Annotated in this window: 25 protein-coding genes; 22 read left to right on the forward strand and 3 right to left on the reverse strand. The window is 45.5% G+C overall.

What is annotated here, in order from left to right; translation table 11 throughout:
- Positions 1–55: 55 nt before the first annotated feature.
- Together fusA and tuf are read left to right on the forward strand one after the other, a co-directional pair.
- Entirely contained in the window at positions 56–2,131 is a 2,076-nt protein-coding gene (gene fusA / locus AB1L08_RS08110; RefSeq protein WP_413064169.1) for an elongation factor G, read from the forward strand.
- Between the two features lie 129 nt (positions 2,132–2,260).
- Complete coding sequence (gene tuf, locus AB1L08_RS08115; protein ID WP_413064170.1) at positions 2,261–3,448, forward strand: elongation factor Tu; 1,188 nt, start codon at positions 2,261–2,263, stop codon at positions 3,446–3,448.
- Between the two features lie 133 nt (positions 3,449–3,581).
- On the opposite strand, the gene AB1L08_RS08120 is transcribed toward tuf, so the two are convergent.
- The 3 genes from AB1L08_RS08120 to AB1L08_RS08130 are packed head-to-tail and all read right to left on the reverse strand — an operon-like array spanning position 3,582 to position 6,188.
- Positions 3,582–4,529, reverse strand: coding sequence for a metal ABC transporter solute-binding protein, Zn/Mn family (locus tag AB1L08_RS08120; protein WP_413064171.1), 948 nt, complete (start codon positions 4,527–4,529; stop codon positions 3,582–3,584).
- Positions 4,530–4,584: 55 nt separating this feature from the next.
- Entirely contained in the window at positions 4,585–5,442 is an 858-nt protein-coding gene (locus AB1L08_RS08125; protein ID WP_413064172.1) for a metal ABC transporter permease, read from the reverse strand.
- The gene (locus tag AB1L08_RS08130; RefSeq protein ID WP_413064173.1) at positions 5,442–6,188 is read right to left on the reverse strand and encodes a metal ABC transporter ATP-binding protein; all 747 of its coding nucleotides are present in this window, start codon (positions 6,186–6,188) and stop codon (positions 5,442–5,444) included. The genes AB1L08_RS08125 and AB1L08_RS08130 overlap by 1 nt, the downstream gene beginning before the upstream one ends.
- Before the next feature lie 454 nt (positions 6,189–6,642).
- On the opposite strand from AB1L08_RS08130, the gene rpsJ reads away from it, so the two are divergent.
- Genes rpsJ through rpmD form a run of 20 tightly spaced genes read left to right on the forward strand, consistent with a single transcriptional unit; the run spans position 6,643 to position 15,369 of the window.
- Complete coding sequence (gene rpsJ, locus AB1L08_RS08135) at positions 6,643–6,951, forward strand: 30S ribosomal protein S10 (RefSeq protein ID WP_413064174.1); 309 nt, start codon at positions 6,643–6,645, stop codon at positions 6,949–6,951.
- 30 nt (positions 6,952–6,981) lie between these two features.
- Entirely contained in the window at positions 6,982–7,611 is a 630-nt protein-coding gene (rplC, locus tag AB1L08_RS08140) for a 50S ribosomal protein L3 (RefSeq protein WP_413064175.1), read from the forward strand.
- Positions 7,612–7,641: 30 nt separating this feature from the next.
- Positions 7,642–8,265 carry a 50S ribosomal protein L4 gene (rplD, locus tag AB1L08_RS08145; RefSeq protein ID WP_413064176.1) on the forward strand — a complete coding sequence of 208 codons (624 nt, stop codon included), beginning with the start codon at positions 7,642–7,644 and terminating at the stop codon, positions 8,263–8,265.
- Entirely contained in the window at positions 8,265–8,549 is a 285-nt protein-coding gene (rplW, locus tag AB1L08_RS08150; RefSeq protein WP_413064177.1) for a 50S ribosomal protein L23, read from the forward strand. Before rplD ends, rplW begins: the two co-directional genes overlap by 1 nt.
- Positions 8,550–8,585: 36 nt before the next feature.
- Positions 8,586–9,419: a 50S ribosomal protein L2 gene (gene rplB, locus AB1L08_RS08155; RefSeq protein ID WP_413064178.1), complete on the forward strand. Its 834-nt coding sequence runs from the start codon at positions 8,586–8,588 to the stop codon at positions 9,417–9,419.
- Positions 9,420–9,479: 60 nt separating this feature from the next.
- Complete coding sequence (rpsS, locus tag AB1L08_RS08160) at positions 9,480–9,758, forward strand: 30S ribosomal protein S19 (protein WP_413064179.1); 279 nt, start codon at positions 9,480–9,482, stop codon at positions 9,756–9,758.
- A 20-nt stretch (positions 9,759–9,778) separates the two neighbouring features.
- Positions 9,779–10,123: a 50S ribosomal protein L22 gene (rplV, locus tag AB1L08_RS08165; RefSeq protein ID WP_413064180.1), complete on the forward strand. Its 345-nt coding sequence runs from the start codon at positions 9,779–9,781 to the stop codon at positions 10,121–10,123.
- A gap of 3 nt (positions 10,124–10,126) precedes the next feature.
- The gene (rpsC, locus tag AB1L08_RS08170; protein ID WP_413064181.1) at positions 10,127–10,783 is read left to right on the forward strand and encodes a 30S ribosomal protein S3; all 657 of its coding nucleotides are present in this window, start codon (positions 10,127–10,129) and stop codon (positions 10,781–10,783) included.
- Positions 10,784–10,785: 2 nt separating this feature from the next.
- Complete coding sequence (rplP, locus tag AB1L08_RS08175; RefSeq protein ID WP_413064182.1) at positions 10,786–11,220, forward strand: 50S ribosomal protein L16; 435 nt, start codon at positions 10,786–10,788, stop codon at positions 11,218–11,220.
- Entirely contained in the window at positions 11,210–11,413 is a 204-nt protein-coding gene (gene rpmC / locus AB1L08_RS08180) for a 50S ribosomal protein L29 (RefSeq protein WP_413064183.1), read from the forward strand. Before rplP ends, rpmC begins: the two co-directional genes overlap by 11 nt.
- Before the next feature lie 18 nt (positions 11,414–11,431).
- On the forward strand, positions 11,432–11,695 hold the full coding sequence (gene rpsQ, locus AB1L08_RS08185) for a 30S ribosomal protein S17 (RefSeq protein WP_413064184.1): 264 nt from the start codon (positions 11,432–11,434) through the stop codon (positions 11,693–11,695).
- 46 nt (positions 11,696–11,741) lie between these two features.
- Entirely contained in the window at positions 11,742–12,110 is a 369-nt protein-coding gene (gene rplN / locus AB1L08_RS08190; RefSeq protein WP_077111558.1) for a 50S ribosomal protein L14, read from the forward strand.
- 36 nt (positions 12,111–12,146) lie between these two features.
- Positions 12,147–12,497: a 50S ribosomal protein L24 gene (rplX, locus tag AB1L08_RS08195; protein ID WP_413064185.1), complete on the forward strand. Its 351-nt coding sequence runs from the start codon at positions 12,147–12,149 to the stop codon at positions 12,495–12,497.
- An 18-nt stretch (positions 12,498–12,515) separates the two neighbouring features.
- Positions 12,516–13,055, forward strand: coding sequence for a 50S ribosomal protein L5 (gene rplE / locus AB1L08_RS08200; protein ID WP_413064186.1), 540 nt, complete (start codon positions 12,516–12,518; stop codon positions 13,053–13,055).
- A gap of 24 nt (positions 13,056–13,079) precedes the next feature.
- Positions 13,080–13,265 (forward strand): type Z 30S ribosomal protein S14, encoded by a 186-nt coding sequence (locus AB1L08_RS08205; protein ID WP_077111561.1) that lies wholly within the window; start codon positions 13,080–13,082, stop codon positions 13,263–13,265.
- A gap of 29 nt (positions 13,266–13,294) precedes the next feature.
- Positions 13,295–13,693, forward strand: a complete 399-nt coding sequence (gene rpsH / locus AB1L08_RS08210; protein ID WP_413064187.1) for a 30S ribosomal protein S8 — start codon at positions 13,295–13,297, stop codon at positions 13,691–13,693.
- Positions 13,694–13,721: 28 nt separating this feature from the next.
- Positions 13,722–14,258 (forward strand): 50S ribosomal protein L6, encoded by a 537-nt coding sequence (gene rplF, locus AB1L08_RS08215; RefSeq protein WP_413064188.1) that lies wholly within the window; start codon positions 13,722–13,724, stop codon positions 14,256–14,258.
- 30 nt (positions 14,259–14,288) lie between these two features.
- Positions 14,289–14,651, forward strand: coding sequence for a 50S ribosomal protein L18 (gene rplR / locus AB1L08_RS08220; RefSeq protein ID WP_413064189.1), 363 nt, complete (start codon positions 14,289–14,291; stop codon positions 14,649–14,651).
- Between the two features lie 21 nt (positions 14,652–14,672).
- Positions 14,673–15,173, forward strand: coding sequence for a 30S ribosomal protein S5 (gene rpsE / locus AB1L08_RS08225; protein WP_413064190.1), 501 nt, complete (start codon positions 14,673–14,675; stop codon positions 15,171–15,173).
- A 13-nt stretch (positions 15,174–15,186) separates the two neighbouring features.
- The gene (rpmD, locus tag AB1L08_RS08230; protein WP_413064191.1) at positions 15,187–15,369 is read left to right on the forward strand and encodes a 50S ribosomal protein L30; all 183 of its coding nucleotides are present in this window, start codon (positions 15,187–15,189) and stop codon (positions 15,367–15,369) included.
- The last annotated feature ends 15 nt before the right edge of the window (positions 15,370–15,384 follow it).

Consider the following 15,384-nt stretch of genomic DNA (forward strand, 5'->3'; position numbering starts at 1 on the left):
ACAGAAGATTTATTACTGATAGTTATTTATACATTCCAGGAAGGAGAAATACGAGATGCCTAGAGAGTTCTCCTTAGAAAAGACTCGTAATATCGGAATCATGGCTCACATTGATGCCGGTAAAACTACAACAACTGAGCGCATTCTTTTCTATACGGGACGCATTCATAAAGTGGGTGAAACTCACGAAGGTGCCTCGCAAATGGACTGGATGGAGCAGGAGCAGGAGCGTGGAATCACGATTACATCGGCCGCTACAACGGCACAGTGGAAAGGTTACCGCGTCAACATCATCGATACTCCTGGCCACGTAGACTTCACAGTTGAAGTTGAACGTTCTTTGCGGGTGCTTGATGGCGCCGTAACCGTCCTTGACGCCCAATCGGGCGTTGAGCCGCAAACAGAAACAGTATGGCGGCAAGCGACAACTTACGGAGTTCCACGGATTGTCTTTGTAAACAAAATGGACAAAATTGGCGCGGATTTTGAGTTCGCGATCAAAACGCTTCATGACCGTTTACAGGCAAATGCCCATGCAATCCAGCTTCCAATTGGTGCGGAAGACAGCTTTAAGGGTGTAGTGGACCTGGTGGAAATGAAAGCATGGATTTACGAAGGCGATGCCCTTGATGCAACCGAATCAGAAATTCCGGATGATTTGAAAGACAAAGCGGAGGAAATGCGCGCAAGCTTAATCGAAGCCGTTTCCGATTTTGATGAGGAGCTCATGATGAAATATCTTGAGGGCGAAGAAATCACGGCTGAAGAATTAAAAGCGGCCATTCGCGCAGCTACCTTGAAAGTTGAATTTTATCCGGTACTGTGCGGAACTGCCTTTAAAAATAAAGGCGTACAGCCGGTTCTTGATGCAGTCATTGACTATTTGCCGGCTCCTACGGACATCGCGTCCATTAAAGGCATTGTGCCGGGAACAGACGAAGAAGTAGAGCGTCATGCTGACGACAACGAACCCTTCTCAGCCCTCGCTTTTAAAGTCATGACTGACCCATACGTAGGCCGTCTTACATTCTTCCGGGTATATTCCGGTAAGCTTGAGTCCGGCTCTTACGTTCAAAACTCGACGAAGGGCAAGCGGGAACGGATCGGCCGCATCCTGCAAATGCATGCAAACCACCGTGAGGAAATTTCAACTGCATACAGCGGCGACATTGCTGCAGCCGTTGGATTGAAAGATACAAGTACAGGCGACACGCTTTGTGACGAGAAAAACCTGGTAATCTTGGAATCGATGGAATTCCCTGATCCGGTTATTGAAGTTGCGATCGAGCCTAAATCGAAAGCTGACCAGGATAAAATGGGTGCGGCTCTTGCAAAACTTCAGGAAGAGGACCCGACTTTCCGTGCCGAAACGAACCCTGAAACAGGCCAAGTCGTTATTGCCGGAATGGGGGAACTTCACCTTGACATTATCGTCGACCGCTTAAAGCGTGAGTTTAAAGTGGAAGCAAATGTGGGTGCACCGCAAGTTTCCTACCGTGAAACTTTCCGTAAGTCGGCACAGGTGGAAGGAAAATTCGTACGCCAATCCGGGGGACGCGGACAATTCGGACACGTTTGGATCGAATTTTCGCCGCTTGAAGAAGGACAGGGCTTTGAATTTGAAAATGCCATCGTAGGGGGCGTTGTTCCTCGCGAATATATTCCAGCGGTTCAGGCCGGCCTGGAAGATGCGATGAGCAACGGAGTGTTGGCGGGGTACCCGCTCATCGATGTAAAGGCCAAATTATATGACGGCTCCTACCACGATGTTGACTCCAGTGAAATGGCCTTTAAAATTGCCGCTTCGCTCGCTCTTAGAAATGCCGCGAAAAAATGTGACCCGGTTCTCTTGGAGCCCATCATGAGAGTGGAAGTAACGGTGCCCGAGGAATATCTTGGCGATACAATGGGTGACATCACATCCCGCCGCGGACGCGTTGAAGGAATGGAAGCAAGAGGCAATGCCCAAGTCGTAAGAGCATTTGTTCCTCTTTCCGAAATGTTCGGTTATGCGACCTCCCTTCGTTCCAATACACAAGGACGCGGTACGTATACAATGCACTTTGATCACTATGAAGAAGTGCCCAAATCAATTGCTGAAGAGATTATCAAAAAAAATAGCGGTGAATAATTGATTTTACAACGTCTATCAAGTATAACTACTTATAGATATCCGGGCAGCTTTAAAGACGGGGAATCCCCCGGCTTTAGAGCGCTCTATCATACTTCATACTTTTTAATTACAAAGGAGGATTTCCTAATGGCTAAGGAAAAATTTGATCGTTCCAAAGAACATGCGAATATTGGTACAATCGGACACGTTGACCATGGTAAAACAACTTTGACGGCTGCAATCACCACTGTAATGGCAAAACGCGGCGGTGCTGAAGCAAAAGGTTATGACATGATTGACAACGCTCCTGAAGAGCGGGAGCGGGGAATTACCATCTCTACTTCCCATGTAGAATATGAAACGGATAAACGCCACTATGCACACGTAGACTGCCCAGGACACGCTGACTATGTTAAAAACATGATCACGGGCGCTGCTCAAATGGACGGCGCGATTCTTGTTGTGTCTGCTGCTGACGGCCCAATGCCGCAAACTCGTGAGCATATCCTTCTTTCTCGTAACGTAGGTGTTCCTTACATTGTTGTATTCATGAACAAATGCGACATGGTTGACGATGAAGAATTATTGGAATTGGTAGAAATGGAGATCCGTGATCTTCTTTCTGAATATGAATTCCCTGGCGATGACATTCCTGTGATCAAAGGTTCTGCTCTTAAAGCTCTTGAAGGAGAACCCGAATGGGAGGAAAAAATCGTTGAATTAATGGAGGCCATTGATACTTACATCCCAACTCCAGAGCGTGAAACCGACAAACCATTCATGATGCCGGTTGAGGACGTATTCTCCATTACTGGACGTGGAACAGTTGCAACTGGCCGTGTAGAGCGCGGTCAAGTGAAAGTTGGCGACGAAGTAGAAATCATCGGCCTTGCTGAAGAATCCAAGAAAACAACTGTTACCGGAGTAGAGATGTTCCGCAAGCTTCTTGACTATGCTGAAGCCGGAGACAACATCGGAGCCCTTCTTCGCGGTATTTCCCGTGACGAAATCCAACGCGGCCAAGTGTTGGCTAAACCAGGTTCCATTACTCCGCATACAAAATTTAAAGCTGAAGTTTATGTGCTTTCTAAGGAAGAAGGTGGACGTCACACTCCATTCTTCTCCAACTACCGTCCCCAGTTCTATTTTCGTACAACGGATGTAACTGGCATCATCAACCTTCCTGAGGGAGTAGAAATGGTTATGCCTGGCGACAACGTCGAAATGACTGTTGAGCTTATCTCCCCAATTGCGATTGAAGACGGAACTCGTTTCTCAATCCGTGAAGGTGGACGTACAGTTGGTTCCGGTGTTGTTACTTCTATTGAAAAATAATTATAAATGGTGTCTAAGAAGCCATAATAAACGAGCAGGGAACTGATCACTCCCTGCTCGTTTTTAATTCTAAACTTATGGGGTTAGACTCAAAGAAAAGGAGCTGTCACACATGACACCGACAGCCCCAAGACTATTTGGATAGTCCATCGTACATGATGTCAATATTGTATTTTAGATATTTGATATACGTATCGACCTCATCGCCGGGCTTCCCTATCTCATCTGAATAGATTGGTTTTTCATAAATGGGGACCCCGGATTCTTTAGAAACAGTTTCCATCGGCCGCGTATCCACGTTGGATTCTACGAAAAGAACCGGTACAGGATGGTCCTTAAGGAACTGAACGAGAGATTTGATTTGGGAAGGCGACCCGTTTTCCTCCGTATCAATTGCCCAGATATAGGCCTCTTTCAATCCATAATGTTTGGCCAAATATTGGAAGGCACGCTCACTTGTAACTAAAATGCGGTTTTCTTCAGAGATATCACCCAGCTTTTTCTCGTATTCACTTTCAATCTTTTTCAATCTGTCGATATAATCATTGCCGCGTTTCTCGTAATTTTGTTTGCGGTCGGGGTCGATTTTCATAAAAGCATCCCGCATATCCTCGGCCATTTTTATGCCGACATTGGGATCAATAAAAGCATGTGGATTGATTTCTTCTTCCTTCCCGTCCTCACTGCTCAAATACATCGGTTCAACCCGCTCCGTCAAACTAAATATATTCTCTTCTTTTTGGCCGACAGAGTCGACCATTTTGAAAAACCATCCGCTTTTTCCGCCTTCAAGATTCAGTCCATTGTAAAAAAGTACATCCGCATCAGTGGCTTTTTTAATATCTTCGGGCAGCGGCTCATACTCATGAGGGTCGGTACCGGTAGGTACGAGGTTGTGTATCTCCACATCATCCCCGCCTATTTCCCGTGCCAGGTCTTCAATGATCGTAAAAGAAGTGACAACCTTTAAAGGTCCATCCCCTTTGGCTCCAGCTCCCGCTCCCGATTTGTCATTTCCGCAAGCTGCAAGCAAAAACACTGCAATGCTTGCCCATCCAATCCATTTCAACATACTTTTCATTCTCAGTGAAACTCCCTTTCCATTAAATATTTCTATACACTTTTCCTGCCAATGTTCAGCCGGCTATCGCCTTATGTTTGTTTGCCTTTATCATTCTCCAAAGAATTCCCTGTTTTGGAGAAAAAAGAAACGCCAGGACAAAAATAGCTGTTGTTGCTAAAGCAATTACAGGTCCGGAGGGCAGGTTATAGATGAAACTGAAATATAATCCGATGATTGAAGATAATGCTCCAAATACCGAAGCAAGTACAATCATGGTTGATAGACGGTTCGTCAGCAGATAAGCTGTCGATGCCGGAGTAATTAACATGGACACCACAAGAATCACTCCAACCGTCTGCAAGGATGCAACAGTGACAAGCGTTAGCAACACCATGATCATATAATGAATCAGCCTGGTTTTTAGTCCGTACGCAGCAGCCATTGTTTCATCAAAACTAGAGACAAGCAGCTCTTTATAAAATAAAACCACAATAAGGATGACTAATGCACCGACAATGAGGGTCAGCCACATATCGGAGGATCTGACCGAAAGTACATTTCCAAACAGAATCTGTGTCAGATCGGTAGCACTTTGGGCCAAGGTAATTAAAATAATTCCCAGAGCGAAAGCTGCAGAAAAAACAATCCCTATCGAAGAGTCATTTTTAATCCGGCTGTTTTGGCTGATTAACCCAATGCCGAGCGCTGTTAGGATGCCCGTTACCACGGCTCCGTAGAAAAAGTTGATTCCCAGCAGATAGGAAACGGCCACCCCGGGCAGAACGGCGTGTGAGATGGCATCGCCCATCAGTGCCATTCCGCGCAGGATGATAAAGCTGCCGATCACACCGCAAATGATCCCGACCATGATAGATGTGAGGAATGCCTTTTGTAAAAACTCATAAGTCATTAAATCATGAATGAACTCCATTACACGCCAACCCCCAAACTATTGAGCAGCGGAATGGGGGTCTTGTAGGCGGCCTGCATTAATTCCGGTCTGAAGACGCGATCCACAGGCCCCGCGCCGATCAATTGCTTGTTTACCAAAATAAGGTCATCAAAGTAGTTTTCCACCTTCGTAAGGTCATGGTGTACGACAAAAACGGTTTTACCTTCATCCCTTAAACCTTTTAAGATGTTAATAATGACTTCTTCACTGGACACATCAATCCCGACAAACGGTTCGTCCATAAAGAAATACTTGGCTCTTTGCGCCAGGGAGCGGGCAAGAAATACACGTTGCTGCTGACCCCCGGATAATTCCCCAATCTGGCTGTTTGCAAATTGTTCCATTCCAACCTTTTCGAGACACGCCAACGCCCATTCCCTGTCTTCTTTTTTGGGACGGTGAAATAGGCCGAGCTTTGGGTAGGTCCCTAGAAGGACGGTATCCTTGACTACAATCGGAAAATCCCAGTCAATATTCGACCGCTGCGGTACATAGGCAATCAATCTTCTCATTTCATCAAGAGGTTTCCCTCCAATGCTGACTTGCCCACTGTCTTTGGGGATTAGACCAAGAGCTGCTTTCATCATGGTTGATTTTCCTGCGCCATTTGGCCCTATTATTCCTACAAGCTTTCCATTGTCACAAGAAAAATTGATGTCTCTGAGGACTTCCTTTCCATAATAGGATACAGATAGGTTCCGCACAGTAATGGCTTTATCTGTCATAACTTTTCACCTTCCTTATCTTTTCTTTATATCATTAATGAAAATTTAACTGTCTGCAGGAAATGTTACCTAAGGACAAATAGTTGCCCTAGGGAAACTTATTAACCATAATATACAAACCAAGCTGTTTTGTAAACACCTTTCAGATAAAAATATTTTTTAATCAGAAAGCGACATGCCCTTTTTCAGATAATATACCCGGAAAAAGCAGGCGAAAAGCCATTGTTGAAAAATTGCTGGAACGTCTGTATAATGAAACAGTCAAATTAACGGCATTATTTGTTGTTTCATATTGCATTGGCTATATAATATCTGTATAATGTATAATGTTGGTTTTTGACTGCAATGATGTGGAAGGTTGCCGATACACCCGGCCGCTTTGCCATGGCGAGTGTATGGGGAAATTTTCATGGAGCAAGTCTATTTCTAAAATAGGCGAAAAGGAGGGAAAGTAATGGCAAAACAAAAGATCAGGATTAGATTAAAAGCGTATGATCATAGAATCTTGGACCAATCGGCGGAGAAAATTGTAGAAACAGCAAAACGTTCAGGTGCGAATGTATCGGGTCCAATCCCGCTTCCAACTGAAAAAGCCGTCTACACGATTTTGCGCGCGGTTCACAAATATAAAGATTCTCGCGAGCAATTTGAAATGCGTACACATAAGCGTTTAATCGATATTATCAATCCTACGCCGCAAACGGTAGATTCATTAATGAGACTTGACTTGCCGTCCGGAGTGGATATTGAAATCAAATTATAAGGAAAGAAATTCATACAGGAGGTGTGACTCATGGCCAAAGGAATCTTGGGAAGAAAAATCGGCATGACGCAGATCTTTGCTGAAGATGGACGTTTGATTCCCGTAACAGTAATCGAGGCGGCTCCAAATGTAGTTCTTCAAAAGAAAACTGTTGAAAATGACGGTTACGAAGCCATCCAAATTGGTTTTGAAGATAAACGTGACAAGCTTGCCAACAAACCTGAAAAAGGGCACGTTGCAAAAGCAAATACTGCACCTAAGCGCTTCATCCGTGAGTTGAACGGTGTTAATCTAGATGAGTACGAAGTTGGTCAGGAGATCAAAGTTGATATTTTCGCAGAAGGCGATTTGGTAGATGTATCAGGAATTTCTAAAGGGAAAGGTTTCCAAGGTGTCATTAAACGCCACGGGCAAGCCCGCGGACCAATGACGCACGGTTCCCGCTTCCACCGCCGTCCAGGCTCGATGGGACCGGTTGACCCGGCTCGGGTATTCAAACAAAAAGCGCTCCCTGGCCGTATGGGGGGAGAAAGAGTAACCATCCAAAACCTTCCGATCGTTAAAGTGGATGCTGAACGCAACTTGATTTTAGTGAAAGGAAACGTTCCGGGTCCGAAAAAGGCGATGCTGGAAATTAAATCCGGAGTGAAAGTGCAATAAAGATAACTGGAGGAAAGGAGGAGTAAAAGCATGCCAAAAGCAAGCCTTTATAATCAAGAAGGTTCCAAAGTTGGGGAGGTTGATCTCAACGAAGCCATCTTTGGAATTGAACCAAACAACCATGTCTTATTCGAAGCGATCGTGATGCAAAGAGCTTCCTTAAGACAAGGAACTGCAAAAGTAAAAACACGTTCTGAAGTGCGTGGCGGAGGAAGAAAGCCATGGCGCCAAAAAGGAACCGGACGGGCACGCCAAGGATCGATCCGCTCACCGCAATGGCGGGGAGGCGGAACTGTATTTGGTCCTGTTCCACGCAGCTACAGCTACAAAATGCCTAAAAAGATGCGCCGCCTTGCCATCAAATCGGCATTATCTTCCAAAGCGCAAGAAGAAAATGTACTCGTTGTCGAGTCACTGTCGTTTGACGCACCAAAAACAAAAGAATTTGTCAAAGTACTCAACAACTTGCCAGTTGGCAAAAAAGCGCTGTTTGTAATGGAAAACACAGAGGAAAACGTGGCTTTATCGGCCCGGAACATTCCCGGAGTAACAGTAATCGATGCAGACAGCCTCAATGTACTTGACGTTGTCGGCCATAACACATTGGTCTTGACGAAAGCTGCAGTTGAAAAAGTGGAGGAGGTGCTTGGGTAATGGATGCACGTGATGTAATTAAGCGCCCCATCATCACAGAACGTTCCATGGACTTGACGGCTGACAAAAAATACACTTTCGAAGTAGACGTCAAAGCGAATAAAACGCAAGTAAAAGATGCGGTAGAAAATATATTTGACGTAAAAGTGGCGAAGGTCAATGTATTGAACTACAAAGGGAAATACAAGCGCGTAGGCCGGTTTGCCGGTTATACGAAAAAACGCCGCAAAGCGGTTGTCACTTTAACGCCAGACAGCAAAGAAATCGACTTTTTCGAGGCTTAATAAAGCTTTTCCAATAACAGAAGAGGAGGGAAAATCATGGCGATCAAAAAATACAAACCTACCTCCAACGGACGCCGCGGGATGACAAGTTTGGATTTTTCAGAGATCACAACAAACACGCCTGAAAAACCTTTGCTTGCACCGCTGAACAGAAAAGGCGGCCGCAACAACCAAGGTAGGACTACAGTTCGTCATCGCGGCGGCGGTCACAAGCGGCAATACAGAGTCATCGACTTTAAACGCAACAAAGACGGTATACGTGGACGCGTTGCTACAATCGAATATGATCCGAACCGCTCCGCAAACATCGCGTTAATCAACTATGTTGATGGTGAAAAACGCTACATCTTGGCTCCAAAAAATTTGCAGGTAGGCATGGAAGTCATGTCCGGCCCCGATGCAGACATTAAAGTCGGAAATGCCTTGCCTCTGGCAAACATTCCTGTTGGTACGGTCGTTCATAACATCGAAATGAAACCCGGCAAAGGCGGACAATTGGTTCGTTCTGCAGGTACGTCTGCACAAGTTCTCGGCAAAGAAGGAACAAAATACGTGCTTGTCCGCTTGAATTCCGGAGAAGTACGGATGATTTTGGCTGCCTGCCGTGCAACAATCGGCCAGGTCGGAAATGAACAGCATGAGCTCGTAACGGTTGGTAAAGCAGGCCGTTCCCGCTGGCTGGGCAAACGTCCACACGTCCGCGGATCTGTTAAGAACCCTAACGATCACCCGCACGGCGGTGGTGAAGGCAAAACGCCAATCGGGCTTAAATCTCCGGTTACACCATGGGGCAAACCGACGATCGGTTACAAAACACGCAAGAAAAAGAACAAGTCGGATAAGTTTATCGTACGCCGGCGCAAAAAATAACGGGATTGTCCTACGGTTCATTCATCGGACCGTAGCGCAATCACGAAGGGAGGTACTAGCATGGGTCGCAGCCTGAAAAAAGGGCCTTTTGCAGATGATCATTTGCTAAAAAAAGTAGAGAAATTAAATGAAGAAAACAAAAAGCAAGTCATTAAAACGTGGTCACGCCGTTCGACCATTTTTCCGTCATTCATCGGACATACCATTGCTGTATATGATGGCCGCAAGCATGTTCCGGTATATATAAGCGAAGATATGGTTGGCCATAAGTTGGGTGAATTTGCACCGACGAGAACTTACCGGGGCCATGCCGGAGATGACAAAAAAACTAGACGCTAATGAGAGGAGGGAACCCCCTGATGCAAGAAGCAAAAGCTGTTGCCAGAACAGTTCGAATTGCTCCTCGTAAAGCACGCCTTGTCGTCGATCTAATTCGAGGAAAGCAAGTAGGCGAAGCAGTTGCCATTTTAAAGCTGACACCAAAAGCCGCCTCTCCCATCGTGGAAAAGCTTTTGAAATCCGCTGTAGCAAATGCAGAGCACAACTATGAAATGGACGTTGAAAATCTTTTGGTATCCGAAGCTTATGTCGACGAAGGCCCGACAATGAAACGTTTCAGGCCACGTGCGCAAGGACGGGCAAGCCAGATCAACAAGCGCACAAGCCACATTACAATCGTGGTATCAGAAAAGAAGGAGGGATAAATCGTGGGTCAAAAAGTGAATCCGATCGGGATGCGCATCGGCATCATTCGCGATTGGGAATCTAAATGGTACGCTGAAAAAGAATTCGCAACTTTATTGCACGAAGATATAAAGGTGCGTGAATATATCGAAAACCGGCTTGCGGATGCTTCTGTTTCCAGTGTTGAAATCGAGCGCGCTGCAAACAGGCTCAACATTACGATCCACACTGCCAAGCCCGGCATGGTGATCGGAAAAGGCGGAAGTGAAGTAGAAGCGCTTCGCAAAGCACTAAACAAACTAACAAACAAACGGGTACACATTAACATCGTTGAAATTAAAAAAGCTGATTTGGATGCAAAATTGGTGGCAGAAAACATCGCGCGCCAGCTTGAAAGCCGCATTTCGTTCCGACGTGCTCAAAAACAAGCCATTCAACGGACAATGCGTGCAGGTGCGCAAGGAATCAGAACAATGGTATCCGGTCGTCTTGGCGGAGCAGATATTGCTCGTTCTGAACATTACAGCGAAGGAACAGTTCCACTTCATACACTCCGCGCAGATATCGACTATGCACATGCTGAAGCTGACACTACTTATGGCAAGCTTGGCGTAAAAGTATGGATTTATCGTGGAGAGGTCCTTCCTGAAAAGAAAAAGTCCGAGGAAGGAGGAAAATAATCATGTTAATGCCTAAACGTGTAAAATACCGCCGCGAACACCGCGGAAAAATGCGCGGCCAGGCAAAAGGCGGCACGGAAGTAAACTTTGGCGAGTATGGATTGCAGGCTTTGGAAGCATCCTGGATCACAAACCGCCAAATTGAAGCCGCCAGGATTGCCATGACCCGTTACATGAAGCGTGGCGGTAAAGTATGGATTAAAATTTTCCCGCACAAACCTTATACAGCGAAGCCATTGGAAGTCCGCATGGGTTCCGGTAAAGGGGCTCCTGAAGGCTGGGTAGCTGTCGTAAAACCGGGCAAAGTCATGTTCGAAATTGCCGGCGTATCTGAAGAAGTTGCGCGTGAAGCACTTCGTCTGGCGTCTCACAAACTTCCAGTAAAATGCAAGTTTGTTAAACGAGAAGAAATTGGTGGTGAACGAAATGAAGGCTAATGAAATACGTGAATTAACCACTGCCGAAATAGAACAAAACATTAAGTCTTTAAAAGAAGAGCTATTTAACCTTCGCTTCCAACTGGCGACCGGGCAGCTTGAAAACACCGCCCGTATCAGAGAAGTGCGCAAAGGAATCGCACGGATGAAAACGATCATCCGCGAAAGAGAGATCGGGGTTAACAATCGATAATGATAGGAGGTTTGCAATATGAGTGAACGCAACCAGCGTAAAGTGTATACCGGCCGGGTTGTCTCCGACAAGATGGATAAAACCATCACAGTAATGGTCGAAACGTATAAAAAACACTCTCTGTACGGCAAACGCGTAAAGTACTCTAAAAAATTCAAGGCTCATGACGAGCAAAACGAAGCAAAAGTCGGGGATATCGTCCGGATTATGGAAACTCGCCCGCTTTCGGCTACAAAACGTTTCCGCCTCGTAGAGGTCGTAGAAAAAGCGGTTATTATATAATCAATATTTTTTCGGATATACGATTTCCGAAGGGAGGTAACAAGTAATGATTCAACAAGAATCCCGTTTAAAAGTGGCTGACAACTCCGGGGCCCGAGAAGTATTGACCATCAAAGTGCTGGGCGGATCCGGCCGTAAAACGGCTAACATTGGAGATGTCATCGTGTGCACAGTAAAAAATGCAACACCTGGGGGCGTTGTCAAAAAAGGCGACGTAGTAAAAGCTGTTATTGTACGGACAAAAAGCGGAGCACGTCGTCCGGATGGTTCCTACATTAAATTCGACGAAAATGCATGTGTCATTATCCGTGATGATAAAGCACCTCGAGGAACTCGTATCTTCGGACCGGTTGCCCGCGAACTTCGCGATAAAAACTTCATGAAAATCATATCTTTGGCTCCTGAAGTTCTTTAAGGAATTACAATTAGGTCACTAAGGAGGTGCGCTTGAATGCATGTCAAAAAAGGCGATAAAGTAATGGTTATTACTGGCAAAGACAAAGGAAAAACCGGCACAGTACTTGCCGCATTCCCCAAAAAGGAACGTGTACTTGTAGAAGGCGTCAATACGATAAAAAAACACGCGAAACCTTCCCAAGACAATCCGCAGGGCGGGATCATTGAAAAAGAAGCAGCAATCCATGCATCTAACGTCATGGTCATTGATCCCAAAACAAATGAACCGACAAGAGTCGGCTATAAAAGAGTAACGATTAAAATGAAAGATGGCAGCGAAAAAGAAAAAAGTGTTCGTGTAGCCAAAAAATCCGGCGAAATTTTAGATGACGTAAAAACTGTGTAGTGAAGGGAGGTACACGACATGAACCGCCTAAAGGAAAAATTTCAGAAAGAAATCACTCCTGCTCTTATGAGCAAGTTTCATTATAAATCTGTAATGGAAGTACCTAAAATTGAAAAAATCGTTGTGAACATGGGTGTTGGCGACGCTGTTCAAAATGCCAAATTGCTCGACAACGCTGTTGAAGAACTGGCTTTGATCACTGGCCAAAAACCGGTTGTCACAAGAGCCAAAAAATCCATTGCGGGATTCCGCCTTCGTGAAGGCATGCCAATCGGTGCGAAAGTGACTCTTCGCGGCGAACGCATGTATGAGTTTTTTGACAAATTGGTTTCCGTTTCATTGCCGCGGGTACGCGACTTCCGCGGAATTTCCAAAAAAGCGTTTGACGGACGCGGAAACTACACATTGGGCATTAAAGAACAACTCATTTTCCCGGAAATTGATTACGATAAAGTCAACAAAGTTCGCGGCATGGATATTGTGATCGTCACTACGGCAAAAACGGATGAAGAAGCTCGTGAACTTCTTGCCGGCTTCGGAATGCCGTTTCAAAAGTAATCAAAACAAAAGGGAGGCGAAATAGTGGCTAAAAAATCAATGGTTGTGAAACAAAAACGCACACCAAAATTTAAAGTGCAAGAATATACACGTTGCGAACGATGCGGCCGGCCGCACTCTGTCCTTCGCAAATTTAAACTATGCCGGATTTGTTTCCGCGAACTGGCCTATAAGGGTCAAATCCCTGGCGTCAAAAAAGCAAGCTGGTAAGGCCGAGATTGGGAAGGAGGTAAAAATAAATGGTAATGACTGATCCAATTGCAGATTTGCTGACAAGAATTCGCAACGCGAACATGGTCCGTCACGAAACTTTGGAAGTTCCTGCTTCCAACATCAAGAAGGAAATCGCCGAAATCCTGAAAAAGGAAGGTTTCATTCGTGACGTTGAATTTATAGAAGATAACAAACAGGGAATCCTGCGCATTTTTCTGAAATACGGAGCCAATAACGAACGCGTGATTACCGGACTGAAACGCATCAGCAAACCGGGCCTTCGCGTGTATGCAAAAGCGAACGAAGTGCCAAAAGTATTAAACGGACTTGGAATTGCGATTGTTTCCACTTCTCAAGGCGTATTGTCCGATAAAGAAGCAAGAGCCAAGCAAATTGGCGGCGAAATACTCGCATACGTCTGGTAATTTTTCATACAAGAACGGAGGTGTAACAATGTCCCGTATTGGTAAAAAACCAATTGAAATTCCTTCTGGCGTAACAGTGACAAAGGACGGAAATACAGTTACTGTCAAAGGGCCAAAAGGTGAGCTTAAAAATACATTTCATCAAGAAATGATCATTAACGTCGAAGACAATACGATTACGGTTGTCCGTCCATCCGACGCAAAAGAACACCGCTCCATGCACGGAACGACCCGTTCATTGCTTGCAAATATGGTGGAAGGCGTATCAAAGGGTTTTGAAAAATCTCTTGAACTCGTCGGAGTCGGATATCGTGCCCAAAAACAGGGCAAAAAACTCGTTTTAAACGTAGGCTATTCACATCCTGTTGAATTCGAACCGGAAGATGGCATCGAAATCGATGTTCCATCCAATACAAAAGTAGTCGTAAAAGGTTACAACAAAGAAAGAGTAGGAGCCTTGGCTGCTGATATCCGTGCGGTGCGCCCGCCTGAGCCGTACAAAGGCAAAGGTATTCGCTACGAAGGTGAATACGTACGCCGCAAAGAAGGAAAAACAGGTAAATAAAGCTGCTAGGTACTGAAAGGAGTGACTCGCTTGATTACCAAGCTCGACAAGAACAAAGTGCGCAAGAAAAGACATGCGCGTGTCCGTGTAAAATTAAGCGGTACTGCAGAACGCCCGCGTTTAAGCGTGTACCGTTCCAATAAAAATATTTATGCCCAATTGATTGATGATGAAAAGGGCGTAACAATCGTAAGTGCTTCTACACTCGACAAAGAACTCAACCCCGAAGCTGCAGGCAACGTGGAAGCAGCGCAAAAAGTGGGAGAGCTCATTGCCAAACGTGCTGTTGAAAAAGGCGTAAAAGCAGTCGTTTTTGACCGCGGCGGCTATTTATACCATGGACGTGTCAAAGCATTGGCCGAATCTGCCCGTGAAAATGGCCTGGAATTTTAATAAAAAGGAGGGACGAACTATATGCGTCAAATTGATGCGAACAAACTTGATTTGGAAGAACGTGTAGTTACAGTAAACCGTGTCGCAAAAGTTGTCAAAGGTGGACGGCGCTTCCGTTTTACGGCGCTTGTTGTTGTCGGTGATAAAAATGGTCACGTTGGATTTGGCACCGGTAAGGCACAAGAGGTTCCTGAAGCAATTCGCAAGGCGATCGAAGATGCGAAAAAGAATATGATCGAAGTGCCTTTGGTCGGCACAACGATTCCACACCAAATTATCGGACGCTACGGCGGAGGCCAAATCCTTCTTAAACCTGCGAATGAGGGTACCGGAGTGATTGCCGGCGGACCGGTCCGTGCGGTATTGGAATTGGCCGGTGTTGCGGACATCACTTCAAAATCCCTTGGTTCCAGCACGCCGATTAACATGGTTCGTGCAACGATCGAAGGAATCAAAAATCTCAAACGAGCTGAAGACGTAGCAAAGCTGCGCAATAAATCAGTCGAAGAATTGTTAGGTTAAGGAGGGGAAGATCATGGCTCAAAAATTAACAATCACCCTCACTCGCAGCTTGATCGGCCGTACGAAAGATCAGCGTGACACTGTCAAAGCGCTCGGCTTGCGCAAACTCAACCAAACAGTAGAGCATGCTGACAATCCGGCGATCAGGGGAATGATCAACAAAGTTTCCCATCTTGTCACGGTCAAGGAACAGTAAAAACAAAAGGAAGAA

The organism is Siminovitchia jepli (assembly GCF_047228825.1).
Taxonomy (GTDB): Bacteria; Bacillota; Bacilli; order Bacillales; family Bacillaceae_C; genus Siminovitchia.